Consider the following 16,683-nt stretch of genomic DNA (forward strand, 5'->3'; position numbering starts at 1 on the left):
AACATGAAAATATTGCGTTATAGCCTCTTTGCAATCATGATCGCCCTTGTTTATAATTGCGGAGGAGAAAAAGAAAAGAAAGAAGAAAAAGAACAGATCAAAATCGGCACTAAGAAAGAAAAGGCAGAAAAGGACAATAAGGTAGCAACTATTGGTCTTACCGGTGACGACATGATGCAATACAACATCAAGGAGATGAAAGTAAAAGCTGGTCAGGAAATCACCATAAACCTAAGACACATTGGCAAAATGGACATCAAAGTGATGGGGCATAATTTTGTGCTGCTGAAGCAAGGTGTTTCCATTCCGGAGTTCTCCATAAAAGCGGCAGAAGCCGGAGAAGCCTCAGACTGGATTCCCGACAATGGCGAAGATGTGATCGTTCATACAAAAATGATAGGGGGAGGACAGTCTACTTCCATAACTTTTACCGCTCCTGAAGCCGGCACCTACGACTACATTTGTAGCTTCCCGGGTCACTCCGCTTTAATGAAAGGCAAGCTTATTGTTGAATAGGCCTTTAGACAAAATTGTCAACTTCTTTATAAGCATCAATCACCCGCTGTTCGCCGGGCTTACCATCCTGTGAATTTCCGTGTTCCATGCCAAGTATTCCTTTGAATCCCCGGCTATGGATATACTGGAAGATATTTTTGTAATTGATCTCACCCGTGGTGGGTTCGTTGCGTCCGGGATTATCCCCGATCTGGAAATACCCTATTTCGTCCCAGCAGGCCTCAATATTGGGTATTAAATTTCCCTCCTGGATTTGCTGGTGGTAGATATCGAACAGTATTTTACAGGACGGGCTATTCACAGCCTTGCAGATCTCATACGCCTGTGGTGATTCTGTTAGAAATAAGCCCGGATGATCCCTGAAATTCAGTGGCTCCAATACCATTACAATTCCGTGCGGCTCAAGAATTGCACTGGCTTGTTTCAGCGTTTCGATTACATTTGCCATCTGGTAGTTCATATTCATACGCAGATCCACATGCCCGGGGACCACCGTCATCCACTTTGCATTTACCCGTTTTGCTACTTCAACCGAATTTTTTATTTCTGAAAGGAATTCGTCACGCCATTCCTTTTTTCCACTGGCCAGGTTGGGTTCTTTCCAGTAGATATTGTGAGCCACAAATACTCCCATTTCGATCCCGAGTCGTTCCATGGCCGAGGCCATACGCTTTTGCTCGATCAGGGGTCGGTTTTTCATTTCATTATCCTCAAAAGCCGTGAACCCCTGCTCGGCCATAAACTCCAGCTGACTAACAACATCACTGTCCGCATGGGACTCGAACATCCCTATATGAGGAGCATATTTAAGATTGAAGCTATGCTTACTCTTAAAAAAGTCCATTGACATTTCCGATGCCAGCACAGTGCCACCAAATGAAAAAAGGGAACCCGCCAGGGCTCCCTTCTTTATAAATGATCTTCTTTTCATACCAATTGATTATAAGGCCATGGCATTTCCATTTCCCGCTTCGCTGAGTGGAATACACCCCTTTTGTTGACCGGGTACCGGATCGTACCATAATACGTTCTTACCTATCTGCTCACTGGATTTCCAGGCCCAGATAGTCATGCCGCGAATACCTGAAAGTAAGCCAAAAATAGCCACTTCCTTTGCCGGAGTTGCGGTTTTGTCCGACTCATATACTTCAAAAAATTCGTTTAAGGCCAAATAGTGCTGCGTCTGTGTTTCCTTATCGATTGTAAGGTGTTTAGATAGCATTTGGTCGAACTCTTCGGAAGTACCATCTGCAAGTTCTTTGCTGAATGTGGCCGTGTATTCTTCACCGAACATTTTAAAGAACATTTTGATATGGTCCTGTAAGGGTTCATATCGTTCTTCCCAAATCTCTCCCTGAACCGTCGGGGTGATCTCTTTCCAGTAAGCGTCTATGAACTTATGGGCGCCAACGGCTACTGCTCCGGGAACAGTTTCATCAGCAGGAATAATAAGGTCTACCATTTGTTTAAGCGCGTGTCCTTCAGCGGGTGAAACAAAGACAGGCACGAATGAAGGTTCACTCTCGCAACTTTGTAACAAACTAATCACTGTAGGAGTAGCTACTACCGCACCGGCTCCCAATCCAATATTTCGTAAGGCTTGTCTTCTATCCATTATGCTTCTTTTTTAAGTTGTTGAGCGGCATGATTCGCAGCCCTGGCGCTGAATGCCATATAAGATAATGATGGGTTTACACAACTGGCGGAGGTCATAAAGGCCCCATCGGTGACATACACATTAGGTACGGCATGCAGTTGGTTGTGTTTATTACACACTGATGTCTTCGGGTCACGACCCATTCTGGCTGTTCCCATTTCGTGGATTCCCAGTCCGGGCGCTCCGGGATCGTCCCATGCCTCAACATCATCATACCCGGCTTTTGTAAGCATGTCTACTGCTTGTGCAACCATGTCCTTCCTCATTTCATACTCGTTTTCCTTCCACTCAACGTCGAAGGTCACTGTGGGTAAGCCCCATTGATCGAGGTTGTCATAATCCAATTCCATTTTATTTTCGTGATAAGGAAGGCACTCGCCAAATCCCGTCAATATGAAACGCCATTCGCCCGGTTTGGTAACTGCATCCTTCAGGTCCTTCCCATAGGCAAGTTCGGCTACAACCTCTTCATAGTTGCTTCGGCTTGCGCCACCCTGGTATCCATATCCTCGGGTGAAGTTGGGTTGGTCCGTTTTGCCTCCAATATTTCTGAAACGAGGAATATATATTCCATTCGGTCTTCTTCCTTTATAATATTTGTCTTCGAAACCAGGTACTTTTGCCCGGGCACCCGCTTTGAAGTGATGGTCCATGATATTATGTCCTAATTCACCGCTGTCGTTACCCATTCCGTTTGGAAATCGCTCACTCTTGGATTGCATCAGTATTGATGCTGTTGCTATGGCTGAAGCACACAAGAAAATCACTTTTGCTTCGAACACCATCTCTTCTTTGGACTCCGCATCGATCACTCGGACCCCACTGGCTTTCCCACTAGTCTGGTCGTAGAGCACTTCAGCAACAATGGAGTGAGGACGAATAGTAAGATTTCCTGTGCGTTCAGCCGCAGGCAATGTAGATGAATTACTACTGAAATATCCTCCGAACGGACACCCTCGCATACAGCGGTTTCGGAACTGGCAATTGGCACGTCCCTCGAAAGTCTGTGTTCCTGTAATATGGGCCGCACGACCAATGGTCATAACTCTACCATCGTCATAATTCTCAGCTATCTTCGCTTTAAGGTCTTCTTCCGCACAATTAAGTTCCATAGGAGGGCAGAACTTTCCGTCTGGCAGTTGCTCCAACCCAAGGTTTTCGCCACTTACGCCAATAAACTCTTCAACCTTGTCGTACCACGGTTCGATATCTTTATAACGAACCGGCCAATCCACGGCGACTCCTTCTTTTTTATTCGCTTCGAAATCGAAATCACACAATCTGTAGCTCTGTCTTCCCCAAACCAGGGATCGGCCTCCCACGTGATACCCCCGCAGCCAGTCGAAACGTTTCTTCTCGTTATAAGGGTGTTCGAGGTCATTCACAAAGAAATGCCTTCGGGCTTCTTGAGTGGTATATCCCGATCGTGCTTGTTTTAATTGTTTATCCCTTTCTGATTTGGGTAGTTGCCCTTTGTATTCAAATTCCCAGGGATCCATATTCATCGTATGGTAATCCTTGATGTGCTCGACCATTCTACCCCGTTCAAGAACCAGAGTTTTCAAACCGTTTTCACACAATTCTTTGGCGGCCCACCCGCCGCTGATACCAGAGCCTACAACTATGGCATCGTACATTTCGTTAGGGTTAATCATTTCGAAGTGTTTGGTTTATGCTATTAAATCCGATTCCTAAAGTTAGCACTCAAGAACCAGATAACTTTCGTTAGTTAAAAGAGCTACTCAAGGTCCTGTTTTTTTGTTGATTTTACAAAATTCTTGAAGTTAAAAAAGATTATGATTAGCCGAAAACGTTTTCGATTGTAAAATATGTAACACATCAGACATTATTATTCGATTCTTTCAAAAAAAAACTAACTTGGAACTTCTTAGAAAAACCAACATAAAACCTGCATTTTAAAATTTACTTTCGATGAATAAATCAATCTTCTTTGTTCTCCTGTTTTCTATTGTAGCATCCTGTAAGGAAAAGGAACCAAAAGATGAAGTGTCGGAACCCATAGCCGAGACGACTTCAGAAAAAGAAACTGCTTACGAACCAAAATTGTCACTAGCCCAGTGGTCACTACATCACAGGTACGAGGCAGAAGACGCCAACCCATTTAATTTCTCAAAAGATGCAAAGGAACTAGGATTTGACGCCGTAGAGTACGTGAGTCAATTGTACGATAAGCAGGTTGAATCTCTTGGTTTTGAGACGGTTATTGATTCCTTAAAAGCTGAAAACCAAAGACATGGTGTTGCCTGTGTCCTTATTATGGTGGATGGAGAAGGGGATCTTGCAGATCCTGATGAAGAGGCCAGGAATCTGGCCGTGGAAAATCATAAGAAGTGGATTGATGCCGCTTCTAAACTTGGTGGACACTCGATTCGCGTGAATACCTTCGGAACCAACGACCCCGAAGTATGGAGTGAGACAGTAGTGGATGGATTGAAAAAACTCTCTGAATATGCAGCAACAAAAAAGATAAATGTGCTTTGTGAGAATCATGGTTGGCTGTCCTCGGATGCCGACAAATTGATGGCAGCCATCGCTGAGGTCAATATGCCGAACTGCGGCACCTTGCCAGATTTTGGGAACTGGTGTATCAAACGTAAGGACGGCGAACGATGGGGGGAATGCGAAGAAGAGTACCCGGATTACTACAAAGGCATCGAACTGATGATGCCCACTGCCAAAGCAGTTAGTGCTAAATCTTACAACTTCGATGCAGAAGGCAACGAAACGAAATTAGATTATTACAGAATGATCCAGATCGTCAAAAACGCTGGTTATTCCGGTCATATTGGAGTGGAATTCGAAGGAAATGAAATGAATGAACCCGAAGGGATCACCGCCACCAAGAAATTAATCGAAAAGGCGGCGGCGGCAACCAAATAAACAACCCATGAAAGCAATAACGAGAATACAATTATCCTTTATGATGTTCCTTGAATTCTTTATCTGGGGAGGATGGTTTGTCACCATGGGAACTTTTTTAGCCAAGGCATTCAATGCGGAGGGTAGCCAGCTTGCCATGGCCTATGAAACTCAATCAATTGGAGCCATTATTGCTCCATTTATTATCGGTCTCATCGCAGATAGATATTTCGCCGCTCAAAAGATCTTAGGGATTCTCCATATTGCTGGAGCCGTTTTACTATACCTGGCTGGAACCTCATCGGATTTTGCTTCTTTCTACCCATACATATTAGTTTATATGATACTCTATATGCCAACATTGGCTTTGGTAAACTCGGTAGCTTTCAGGCAGATGAAAGACCCCGCTAAAGATTTTGCTCTAATCCGCGTGCTTGGGACGGTTGGATGGATAGTTGCAGGCCTGGTGATTGGATTCCTATCCTGGGAATCGGAGAATGTGCTTCAAAACACCTTTGTCATGGCAGCAGGTGCGTCCGCCCTGCTCGGCTTGTTTAGCTTCACTTTACCAAATACCCCTCCAACAGCTGCCAAAGGTGAAAAGGTGAGTCTCCGGGATATTCTTGGCCTGGACGCACTAGGTATGTTAAAGGACAAACGCTACCTGGTTTTCTTTATCGCTTCTATTCTCATATGTATCCCTCTGGCATTTTATTATCAACACGCAAATCAGTTTTTAAACGAAATAGGGATGGAAAAAGCTGCGGGAAAAATGACCTTTGGACAGATGTCTGAGATCTTTTTTATGCTACTATTGCCTATTTTCCTGAAACGCTATGGAATCAAACTAACACTCCTTGTTGGAATGATCGCCTGGGTGGTTCGTTACATTCTCTTTGCCTATGGCGATGCCGGAGAAGGTGCCTGGATGTTGATCTTCGGAATTATTCTACATGGTATTTGCTATGATTTCTTCTTTGTCTCAGGACAGATCTACACTGATTTTAAGGCGGGCGAAAAATTTAAAAGTTCCGCTCAGGGACTCATAACCCTGGCTACTTATGGATTGGGTATGTTAATAGGATTCAGGCTTGCCGGATATTATACGGATGCCAATGCAATTGCAGACGGTCATAATTGGGCAGATATTTGGTTACTCCCAGCCGGAATAGCCGGAGCCGTATTACTGTTTTTCCTGATTGCCTTTAAAAATGAAAAGATTGAAGTAAAAGAATAATCTATGAGTAACAAAATCAGATGGGGCGTTCTTGGTGGAGGCGGTGACTCGTTAATCGGGGTCCTGCACAGGGTGGCAGCAAGTATGTTCGACAAATATCAGCTTACCGGGGCAGTATTCAATCCGGTATACGAGAAAAGCATTGAATTTGCTCGAGAGATCGGGATCCCTACCAACCGAATTTATGAGGATTTCGACAGCATGGTAGCCAGGGAGCTAGAGTTGCCGGAAAATGAACGAATCCAGGTCTTCTCGGTACTTACACCAAATTTTCTTCATTTCCCAATGGCTAAAAAGCTACTGGAATCCGGATTTCACGTGATCTGCGAAAAACCGATGACCATGAATCTTGAAGAAGCACTGGAGCTAGAAGCCATTCAGCAAAAAAACAATAATATTTTCGCACTTACCCACACCTATACGGGCTACCCAATGATCCGCCAAATGAAAAAGATGATTGCCGAAGGCGCTATCGGGGAGGTTCAAAAAGTAGATGGACAATATTACCAGGGTTGGATCAATCCAATAATTCACGATCCGGAATCGAGATCAACGACGTGGCGACTGGATCCCGAGAAATCTGGCATTAGTTGTTGTATGGGAGATATTGGTGTTCATGCATACCAAATGCTGGAGTTCGTTACCGGGATGGATATACAATCAGTTTTAGCAGATCTAAACTATTTGTACGAAGACAATAAAATGGACATAGATGGTACCGTATTGCTCCGGCTGGGTGGGAATGCAAAAGGAGTGCTACGTGCTAGTCAGATAGCAACCGCCGAGGAGAATAACTTCACCATCGCGGTTTATGGTAGAGAAGGGACATTGAAATGGGAGCAGGAGAATCCTAACTATCTCTATTTGCTGAAAGAAGGGAAGCCAGCCCAAACACTCAAACCGGGCCACGAATACAACAGCGCTGTTTCACTTGATGGAACAAAACTACCTCCCGGCCATCCGGAAGGAATTTTCGATGCCATGGGGAATATATATAAAGGTGTTGCAAAGGCCATTCGTGGTCAGGAACACGACCCAATGGAATTTCCGGGGATGAGAGACGGTGTGCGCGGTATGAGATTTATTGAAACGGTGGTTGCCTCTCACCTGGAAGGTAATATTTGGAAATCTTTATAAGATAATCAGTATGAAAACAATTAAAGGACCCGCCGTTTTCCTTGCCCAGTTCATGGACGATAAAGAACCCTTTAACTCGCTTGAAGGACTCTGCCAATGGGCTTCGGACCTTGGTTACAAAGGAATACAGATCCCAACCTGGGAAAGCAGATTGATCGATCTTTCCCTTGCTGGAGAAAGCAAAACGTATTGCGACGAGCTCAAAGGCAAAATAGGAGAATACGGCCTTGAGATAACGGAACTATCTACTCACTTGCAAGGGCAACTGGTAGCAGTACATCCGGCCTACGATGTGATGTTCGACAACTTTGCGCCTGAGGACTGCAAGAACAACCCGGCAAAACGCACCGAATGGGCCAGACAACAATTAATCAGTGCAGCGAAAGCGAGTAACCATCTGGGGTTAAAAGCACACGCAACCTTTAGTGGGGCACTTTTATGGCATGCCTGGCACCCCTGGCCGCAATTACCTGCCGGACTGGTGGAAATGGGCTTTGAAGAATTGGCGAAACGATGGTTGCCGCTTCTTGACGAATTCAAGGATCAGGGTGTAGCTGTTTGCTACGAAATTCATCCGGGAGAAGATCTCCATGATGGAGTTACCTTTGAACGTTTTCTTGAAGCAACCGGCAATCACGAAGCAGTGAATATTCTGTACGACCCCAGCCATTTTGTTCTTCAACAACTGGACTATATCAAGTACATCGACCATTACCACGAGTTCATTAAGGCCTTCCATGTGAAGGATTCAGAATTCAACCCCACGGGTAAGAAAGGTGCTTACGGCGGTTACGGCGACTGGAAGGACCGTGCCGGAAGATACCGCTCACTGGGTGATGGACAAATAGACTATAAGACCGTATTCAGTAAATTAACCGAATACGGCTGCGATGTTTGGGCGGTGATGGAATGGGAATGTGTGATCAAGAGCCCCGAGCAAGGCGCCAGGGAAGGAGCTAAATTCATTGCCGATCACATCATTGAAGCCACCACAAAACGTTTCGACGACTTTGCCGGTGCTGAAGTAGATAAAGAAAAACTCAGAAAAATTTTAGGACTATAACGATGAGAAAAATAAATATGAAAAAATGTATTCTTTTAGCACTGGTCGCATTGATCGGTGTTAGTTGTAATGAAAAAGTGAAAGAAGAATCTGCAGAACCTGAAGCTAATACCACCGCTATGGAAAAGGAAGTGAATATGGAAGAATCGGGATGGATCACATTATTCGATGGCACAAATTTCGATAGCTGGAGGGGTTACCTGGCCGAAGGTATGTATGACAACTGGACTGTTGAAGATGGGGCTATGGCCTTCACGCCGGACGAAGATGGCGGGAAGAATATCATCACAAAAGAAAAATTTACAAACTTTGTTTTATCCCTTGAGTGGAAGATCTCCGAAGGAGGAAATAGCGGCATATTTTGGAGTGTTTACGAAGATGAAAAATATCCGGAAGCCTATGAAACCGGCCCGGAGATACAGGTTCTCGATAATATGAAACACCCGGATGCCAAAGTAGGTGACGGGCTTCACACTGCCGGAGCACTTTACGATATGATTAAACCTTCAGAAGATGTTACCAAACCTGCAGGCGAATGGAATCTTTGTGTGATCGAGATCAATCACAAGACCAATATGGGTAAAGTAACTTTGAACGGCACTGAAATCGTTTCCTTCCCTGTGCATGGTGAAGAATGGGATAACATGGTTGCCAATTCCAAATTTGCGGATTGGGAAGGTTTTGGTAAATATCAGACGGGTCATATCGGACTTCAGGATCACGACGACAAAGTTTGGTACAGGAATATTAAGATCAAGAAGCTGGATTAGATCACCATTCTAATGTATGGATTTCTCCAGCGACAGTAATCAACTGTGGTGTGCACTGGGCTATTGTACTTTTATGTTGACGGTTATCGGTAATTCTGCATTGATCGTTCTCATTTATTTTTATACTGAAAAGCACCTGAAGGAACACTATGACGAAGAGGGGAATCAATTGCGGTAGTTTCCTGCTTCAAACTGTTAATTTATGTACCTTTGCTGCCATAAACAGCAGTGTATGATCCAGTCCATGACAGGCTATGGCAAAAGCATTATCGAGTTGCCAAACAAAAAGATCACCGTAGAGATCAAATCCCTCAACAGCAAGAATATGGACCTCAATGCGAGGGTACCTTCAGCTTACAGGGAAAAAGAATTATTACTTCGGAACAAGATATCCAAAACCCTTTCTCGCGGTAAGGTTGATTTTAATTTGTTCGTTGAACTCACAGGTGAGAGCACCAGTACCATAATTAACGAAGCCGTTGTAAAACAATACATGGGGCAACTTTCGGAAATTGCCGACACCAGTGCCGCGGAATTGCTGCAAATGGCGGTACGCCTGCCTGATGCCCTCAAGACAGAGCGCGAGGAGATAGACGAAGAGGAATTCAATAAGATCACCCAGGCTGTAGATGAAGCGCTGAAAGCTATCAATGGCTATCGCACTTCCGAAGGAGCCGTCCTGGAAAAGGATTTTCAAAAACGAATCGAGAATATCGGCGCCTTGCTGGAAGAAGTGATCGAAATGGATCCGCAACGCATCGAGAATGTGAAGGAGCGTCTGCATAAGGCTGTTTCAGAATTAAAGGAAACGGTAGACGAAAACCGATTTGAGCAGGAACTCACCTACTACCTGGAAAAATACGATATCACCGAAGAAAAGGTGCGACTAAAAAACCACCTGGACTACTTTAAAGAAACCATGGAAAGCAATACTTCCAATGGTAAAAAACTGGGGTTCATTAGCCAGGAGATAGGCAGGGAGATCAATACCATTGGGAGCAAGGCTAATTTCGCTCCTATGCAGCAGCTGGTGGTGCAAATGAAAGACGAACTGGAAAAGATCAAAGAACAAGCATTAAACGTTTTGTAATGAAAGGCGGAAAACTCATCGTTTTTTCCGCACCTTCCGGCAGTGGAAAAACTACTATCGTTCGGCATTTACTCGCCCAGGAACCCTTAAACCTGGCTTTTTCTGTATCCGTGACTTCACGGGCACCCAGGGGAGATGAAAAGGACGGTGAGGATTACTACTTTATAAGCACCGAAGAATTCAAAAAACACATCAGGAACAACGACTTCCTGGAATGGGAAGAGGTCTATCGCGACAATTTCTACGGAACATTGCATTCCGAAGTAAACCGACTTTGGGATGAAGGAAAAAACGTGATCTTCGATATTGATGTTGTTGGTGGATTGCGCATTAAGAAGAAGTATCCCGAAAAGACCTTATCGGTATTCGTAGAACCACCCAGTGTGGATGAACTGAAGATCCGACTCAAAAACCGAAAGACGGAGAGCGATGAGAAAATAGATATGCGTATCGCCAAAGCATCCATCGAAATGGCTACAGCTCCTCAATTCGATCATATAATTGTAAACGACAACCTGGAGAAGGCATTGGAGGAAGCTGAAGATCTGGTAGCGGGATTTATTTCAGAAGAAACCCATTCCGAAGAAGAATAAAATGGCCGAAAGAAAAAAAATAGGACTTTATTTCGGAACGTTTAACCCCATACATTCGGGACACCTTACCATTGCAAATCACCTGGTTGAATTCAGCGACCTGGATGAGGTCTGGCTGGTAGTCACCCCTCATAATCCACACAAAAAGAAGAAATCGTTACTGGACGATATCCATCGTCTTACCATGGTTCGCATCGCACTGGAAGACTATCCGAAACTAAAGGCCAGCAATATAGAATTCGACCTGCCACAACCCAATTATACCGTGAATACGCTGGCTCATTTGGAAGACAAATATCCGGAGGTTAGTTTCTGCCTTATTATGGGAGAAGACAACTTAAAGAGTTTTCACAAGTGGAAGAATTATGAAGTGATCCTGGAGCAATTCGAGGTCTATGTGTATCCGCGAATTTCAGAAGGGAAAATTGAGACCCAATTTGAGGGCCATGCGTCCATTCATAGAGTTGACGCCCCGATCATGGAACTCTCCTCCACCTTTATAAGAAAGGCCATCAAAGCGGGTAAAAATGTACGCCCCATGTTGCCGGATACCGTGTGGAAGTACCTTGATGAAATGAATTTCTACCGCTAAAGGAACCGCCCCGCAACCCGAAGTATGGGCGCGAGGCGATTCATAACCAACCAAAAAAACTATATGTCGCTCGTATTGACGAGCCTAAAGTGATCAGAAATTACTGATCTTTATCATTTCCTTCTCAATTTCTGCATTCGATTTACGCAGCTTTCCTCCAGTATTCTTATACTGTATGTAGCCTTTTCCAGTAAAACGATACAGGGTTCCTGAAAATTCGTGGAACAATTCTATCGTATGATCATTAATAACGGACAATTCAAAGTATTCATTGCCCAGGAAGTCATAATCAAGTGTTAAATATTTTAGATAGCCATTGCCGGGTACATTGTCTACATTGTAAATACCGGTGTAGTCCCAGTAAATGTTGAAAATATCGATACCATTCGGGTCTTCCGAACTCTGAAAGTTCCCATTTCCTCCGCCTGGTATGAACTGCAGATAATTCTCATAATCGAACTCATTAGGCTCGCCATAAGGGCTTGTATAGATCTTCTCCCAGGCTACATATTCCTGCAGGAAATAATGAATGTTGTCATAGAATAAAGCATCGTAGTCGAACGTATTTCGCTGATAACCTACTAATATGTAGGACAGGTTCAACGGACGGTAGTACAATTCAATTTCGTTGTTGCTGAGTTGTGTTACCTCAAAGGAGTAGAACCCATCTATATCGTGAGAAATATCGAGAACGAAATTGTGAGTATCGTAGAAACCAACATCGATCCCAAAGCCATAGCCCTGGGCTCCAATGCCTACAAGGTTGTTATTGGCATACATGGTTCCGTTCTGAAAGGACACGGTAAATGCCTTGTGCATAAATGGAACATAACCATTACCCCCGCTGCGGTGAATGTCTACGTACCACAATTCATAAGAAGATACCAATTCATGCAGTGTTATGGAAGGTACAGGGTCCACCATGGGATCTTCTACTACTACCACTTCAGTATAACATGAAGTGAACAACATGCCGGCAAGTAAGGCTCCTATAAATAGTTTTACTGTCTTCATAACTTCGGGTTTTAAAGATTTGATATAATAAAAACGAAAAGCGTGCCAAACTCATAACCTATTGATATTGTGACGTTTGTGAAGTGTTTATTATTCTGTACTTTTGAAATCACAAATTTTAATTCATGTCTGAATCACCTAAAATTGCCGTGTTTGGGGGTGGAAGCTGGGCTACCGCCATAGTAAAAATGTTGTGTGAGAACATGGACGAAGTGGGGTGGTATATGCGAAGTGTGTATGCACTGGAGCATATTAAAAAAGAGAAGCACAATCCAAACTATCTGAGTTCGGTTGAATTTCATACAGAACAATTGTTTCTGAGTAACGATATCAATGAAATGGTCCGTTATGCTGACTATCTCATATTCGTAATTCCATCGGCATTTGTAGAACAGGAACTTCAGAAAATAACTGAATCACTGGAGGGAAAGATCATTTTTACGGCTATTAAAGGTATTGTCCCTGAAAGCAGCCTGATCGTTGGTGATCATTTCTACACTCACTATAACATCCCTTTTAAAGATATCGGTGTGATCACCGGGCCTTGTCATGCGGAAGAAGTGGCCATGGAACGACTTTCCTACCTTACGATAGCCTGCGCAGACCCTGCAAAAGCTGAATTAGTTGCTTCTAAACTTGCCTGTGAATACATCAAAACCAATATCAGTGATGATATTAAGGGTACCGAATACGCGGCCATGCTGAAGAATATTTACGCTCTGGCTGCCGGAATTGCTCATGGTTTGGGTTATGGGGATAACTTCCAAAGTGTATTGATGAGTAATGCCATTCGTGAAATGAAACGCTATGTTAAAAAGGTGCATAAAATGAAGCGGGATATTAACGATTCCGCCTATTTGGGGGACCTACTTGTTACCGGGTATTCGATCTTCAGCCGTAACCGAATGTTCGGAAATATGATAGGAAAGGGCTACACGGTAAAAAGCGCCATGATGGAAATGAGTATGGTTGCTGAAGGCTACTACGCTACCAAAAGCGCCTATGAACTCAACGAGGCCAGAGGCAAGAACAAAGCTAAAACCCCTATAATCAATGCGGTTTACGCTATCCTTTACGAAGGAAAAGACCCTAAAAAGGTCATGCAGAAACTTACCGAAAAGCTCAATTGAACAGCTACAACACATCCTTTAAAAACATCACATCCTACAATCGGATTGTAACCTAAATGTTAAATCCGGTAAATTCGTGAATTAATTCCTAAAGAATAGGGAAAAATCCCCTGTATAATTAGAGATTTTGTGTTATTTTTAACATTCGACAATTAAGTAACTCAAACATCAAATTTTTAATTATGAAAAAAATTACCTTACTCTTCTTTTTGAGCATGTTATGTGTCATTGGCACTTCATGGTCTCAAAATGCAGATGTGTTAGGAAGCCCAAATGGGACCGCCAATTTCTCGGAGTCTGCTTCATTTGCTGCACCTATTTCGCATCCTTTTCCCAATAACACGGAAATGATTCCCTGTGATGGGGTATTGACAGATTACGTTAATAACACCACTCCTGGTGCCGGAATCGCAAGTCAGATCTTTCCTGATTTTGGAAACAGTACTCTGCAAAGTGCTGATGATTTTGTACCTCCCGCAGACGCAGTGATCTGTGAGGTGGATATTATTGGTCAATTCTTTAACAGCACAACGAACACTCTTGATGATCCATCAATAAGTATTAGAATGACTATTTATGATGATGCTGCAGGACAACCAGGATCTGTAATATATACAGAAGATTTTCCTGGTTCAATTGCAGGACCTGGAAATCCTTCCTTTACACTTTCTCCAACTGCCGTACCAAATCTCACAGGAGGTACAACTTATTGGTTGAGTGTTCAGCCTATTATGGCTTTTGGTACTTTTGGCCAATGGGGTTGGGTTGAAACTGGTGACAACAATGGAAACCAACGACAGTTTCAGGACCCTGACGGTCTTATAGGTAACCCATGTGTGAGTTGGGGAGATGCCGTATCTACATGTGGAGTAGGAACCCAGCCTGATCTGGCCATGGAGATCTCCTTTAATGCTCCTGGCGTGCCGCCAATTATCATGTGTCCAGCGGACGTAATGATAAATACGGATCCAGGTCTTTGTACCGGCATACCGAATTTCACGGATGCGGTCGCTATTGATCCGGAAGGAGGAACGGTAACAGTTACCCAAACTATGGGTCCAGCCACTGGAACACCTTTCCCTTTAGGTGATACTATTATAGAATTTACGGCTACTAATGATAGCCCACCTTTTGAAACAGCAACATGTCAGTTTACCGTTACTGTGCTTGACAACCAGCCACCAGTGGTTACCTGTCCTGCGGATATCACCGTAGACAGTGACCCGGGTATCTGTGGTGCGGTAGTGACCTATCCGGATCCAACGGTTGTTGACAACTGCTTTAATAGCGGAGGTATGACGACTACAGGTCAGGTATTATTCCCCGGAGCTGCCAATCCATTTACTGCGAATCTTACTCGTGGATATTGGTTTGTTGCGCCGGTTGACTTCAAGATGACCGCGATCCGCGTTCCTACTGATGTATCGACGGGAGATCAGAGTATTCAGGTAATGAGAATGGACGGTGCTCCACCTGCCTTCCCTGGAACAAATAACTATCTGGACCTTCTGTTCTATACAGGACTTGACACTAACAGTGGATATATCCCTGTTGATATTGACTTTGTTGCAGGAGACGTAGTAGGAATTCTCGGAGTACGTGGTACTAATAATACCAATGCGTACAGTACTCAGGCAACTATAGATATCGACGGAAACACAGTAGATATACGAAGATTCGGTACACAAAATGCTATAACCGGTGGAGCTGCTCCACAAGGATCCTTCTGGACAGAAGGCGGTGCTACAGCCAATAAAAGTGAGGTAGAGTTCGATTATCAAATCGGAACTGCTCCGCAACCGGTACCTTATACTGTTGTAACTGGTTTCCCAAGTGGAGGAACGTTCCCTGTTGGAACAACCCTTACTACACTTGAGTACACCGATCCGGGTGGAAATGCAGTTCAGTGTACGTTCAACGTAACTGTAAATGATATTGAAGCTCCAACCGTAAGTTGTATAGGTACACCGGGACCAGCTGTTGGTTCAACGGGAGATACTCCGGCACTTCCAATTCCGGATAGTGATCCGGCTGGTATTTCAACTACTATTACAGTAGCTGACGTAGGAACTGTTCTCGATATGAATGTAGATCTTGATATAGAACACACCTGGGTAGGTGACCTTATTGTTACCCTGGAATCTCCAGCAGGTACTTCCATCACGATGATCGACAGAATGGGAGCGCCTCCGGGAACCTTCGGATGTTCTAATAACGACCTGCTTGTAACTCTTGACGATGAGGCCACATTGCCTATCGAAGATGAGTGTAGTGGATCACCGATCACCGGTTCCTTCACTCCGAACGAAGCACTTTCTGCCTTCGATGGAGAAGATGTGAACGGAGACTGGATCCTTACTGTTTCTGATAATGCCGGTGGAGACACAGGTACTATCAATGGATGGACGCTTAACTACGACTATGACAGTCCGGGTATACCACTTGACATCGTACTTGATGCTAACGGTATGGCTTCCATTGCTGCTTCAGCGCTTATTACAGGTGTTAACGACAACTGTGGTCCTGGTGGTGTAACCATCACTGGTGGAGTTGATAGCCCAGCGCCATTTACCCTGCCTACAACACTGGCCGGTGGTAATGGTAACTTCGGAAACATGTTCGATATCAATGCCCTGAACGATGTGACTATCCAGTCCTTCGATATTCACGGTGATACAGGTGCTACCTTCGATGTGGAGGTATACGCCAAGTCAGGAACCTGGGTAGGTTCGGAAGACAACCCGGCTGCCTGGACACTTATTGGAACAGCTCCTGGAGTTGTTTCCAACGGAGATGGTGTAGAAACACCACTGAACCTTACGTTAGGATATACCATCCCTGCGGGAGAGACCCACGCGTTCTATGTAACACCAACAGATTTCTCTACAGGTGGATTTAACTATACCAATGGTACGGCCACAGGTAATGTCTTTGCTTCGGATGCCAATATCGAGTTCTTAGAAGGAGCCGGTAAAGGATATCCGTTCTCAGGAACTACCTTCCA

16 protein-coding genes are annotated in these 16,683 nt (G+C 44.2%); 12 read left to right on the forward strand and 4 right to left on the reverse strand.

Translation table 11 applies throughout. From position 1 onward, the window contains the following. Nucleotides 1–3: 3 nt before the first annotated feature. On the forward strand, nucleotides 4–516 hold the full coding sequence (azu, locus tag J1N09_RS04480; protein WP_265198428.1) for an azurin: 513 nt from the start codon (nucleotides 4–6) through the stop codon (nucleotides 514–516). 4 nt (nucleotides 517–520) lie between these two features. Here the strand turns inward: azu and J1N09_RS04485 are convergent, their stop codons facing one another. From J1N09_RS04485 to J1N09_RS04495, 3 genes are read right to left on the reverse strand one after another with little or no spacing between them, the layout of a single operon-like run. Beyond that, nucleotides 521–1,447: a hydroxypyruvate isomerase family protein gene (locus tag J1N09_RS04485; protein WP_265198430.1), complete on the reverse strand. Its 927-nt coding sequence runs from the start codon at nucleotides 1,445–1,447 to the stop codon at nucleotides 521–523. 9 nt (nucleotides 1,448–1,456) lie between these two features. Continuing rightward, a complete protein-coding gene (locus J1N09_RS04490; protein ID WP_265198431.1) occupies nucleotides 1,457–2,131 on the reverse strand; it encodes a gluconate 2-dehydrogenase subunit 3 family protein in 675 nt (224 codons plus the stop codon). Then, a complete protein-coding gene (locus J1N09_RS04495; RefSeq protein WP_265198433.1) occupies nucleotides 2,131–3,828 on the reverse strand; it encodes a GMC oxidoreductase in 1,698 nt (565 codons plus the stop codon). Before J1N09_RS04495 ends, J1N09_RS04490 begins: the two co-directional genes overlap by 1 nt. A 277-nt stretch (nucleotides 3,829–4,105) precedes the next feature. On the opposite strand from J1N09_RS04495, the gene J1N09_RS04500 reads away from it, so the two are divergent. Genes J1N09_RS04500 through nadD form a run of 9 tightly spaced genes read left to right on the forward strand, consistent with a single transcriptional unit; the run spans nucleotide 4,106 to nucleotide 11,535 of the window. Further along, complete coding sequence (locus J1N09_RS04500) at nucleotides 4,106–5,074, forward strand: sugar phosphate isomerase/epimerase family protein (RefSeq protein WP_265198435.1); 969 nt, start codon at nucleotides 4,106–4,108, stop codon at nucleotides 5,072–5,074. Between the two features lie 7 nt (nucleotides 5,075–5,081). Next, nucleotides 5,082–6,290, forward strand: a complete 1,209-nt coding sequence (locus J1N09_RS04505) for a nucleoside permease (RefSeq protein WP_265198437.1) — start codon at nucleotides 5,082–5,084, stop codon at nucleotides 6,288–6,290. A gap of 3 nt (nucleotides 6,291–6,293) precedes the next feature. Further along, complete coding sequence (locus J1N09_RS04510; protein ID WP_265198439.1) at nucleotides 6,294–7,427, forward strand: Gfo/Idh/MocA family protein; 1,134 nt, start codon at nucleotides 6,294–6,296, stop codon at nucleotides 7,425–7,427. Nucleotides 7,428–7,437: 10 nt separating this feature from the next. Beyond that, nucleotides 7,438–8,490: a sugar phosphate isomerase/epimerase family protein gene (locus J1N09_RS04515; protein WP_265198441.1), complete on the forward strand. Its 1,053-nt coding sequence runs from the start codon at nucleotides 7,438–7,440 to the stop codon at nucleotides 8,488–8,490. Between the two features lie 17 nt (nucleotides 8,491–8,507). Continuing rightward, a complete protein-coding gene (locus J1N09_RS04520) occupies nucleotides 8,508–9,260 on the forward strand; it encodes a DUF1080 domain-containing protein (protein ID WP_265198442.1) in 753 nt (250 codons plus the stop codon). A 16-nt stretch (nucleotides 9,261–9,276) separates the two neighbouring features. Beyond that, nucleotides 9,277–9,438, forward strand: coding sequence for a hypothetical protein (locus tag J1N09_RS04525; protein ID WP_265198443.1), 162 nt, complete (start codon nucleotides 9,277–9,279; stop codon nucleotides 9,436–9,438). A 54-nt stretch (nucleotides 9,439–9,492) separates the two neighbouring features. Beyond that, nucleotides 9,493–10,350, forward strand: coding sequence for a YicC/YloC family endoribonuclease (locus tag J1N09_RS04530; protein ID WP_265198444.1), 858 nt, complete (start codon nucleotides 9,493–9,495; stop codon nucleotides 10,348–10,350). Further along, nucleotides 10,350–10,943 carry a guanylate kinase gene (gene gmk, locus J1N09_RS04535; protein ID WP_265198446.1) on the forward strand — a complete coding sequence of 198 codons (594 nt, stop codon included), beginning with the start codon at nucleotides 10,350–10,352 and terminating at the stop codon, nucleotides 10,941–10,943. Before J1N09_RS04530 ends, gmk begins: the two co-directional genes overlap by 1 nt. Nucleotide 10,944: 1 nt before the next feature. Next, the gene (gene nadD, locus J1N09_RS04540; RefSeq protein WP_265198447.1) at nucleotides 10,945–11,535 is read left to right on the forward strand and encodes a nicotinate (nicotinamide) nucleotide adenylyltransferase; all 591 of its coding nucleotides are present in this window, start codon (nucleotides 10,945–10,947) and stop codon (nucleotides 11,533–11,535) included. A 93-nt stretch (nucleotides 11,536–11,628) separates the two neighbouring features. Here the strand turns inward: nadD and J1N09_RS04545 are convergent, their stop codons facing one another. After that, complete coding sequence (locus J1N09_RS04545) at nucleotides 11,629–12,549, reverse strand: nicotinic acid mononucleotide adenyltransferase (RefSeq protein WP_265198449.1); 921 nt, start codon at nucleotides 12,547–12,549, stop codon at nucleotides 11,629–11,631. Nucleotides 12,550–12,674: 125 nt separating this feature from the next. Between J1N09_RS04545 and J1N09_RS04550 the strand changes: the two genes are divergently transcribed. Together J1N09_RS04550 and J1N09_RS04555 are read left to right on the forward strand one after the other, a co-directional pair. Then, nucleotides 12,675–13,679 (forward strand): NAD(P)H-dependent glycerol-3-phosphate dehydrogenase, encoded by a 1,005-nt coding sequence (locus J1N09_RS04550; RefSeq protein ID WP_265198451.1) that lies wholly within the window; start codon nucleotides 12,675–12,677, stop codon nucleotides 13,677–13,679. A 182-nt stretch (nucleotides 13,680–13,861) separates the two neighbouring features. Next, the coding region (locus J1N09_RS04555; RefSeq protein ID WP_265198453.1) for an HYR domain-containing protein at nucleotides 13,862–16,683 on the forward strand (2,822 nt) is incomplete at its 3' end.

This window comes from Aureitalea sp. L0-47 (assembly GCF_026126405.1).
In the GTDB taxonomy this organism is placed as follows: Bacteria; Bacteroidota; Bacteroidia; order Flavobacteriales; family Flavobacteriaceae; genus Pukyongia.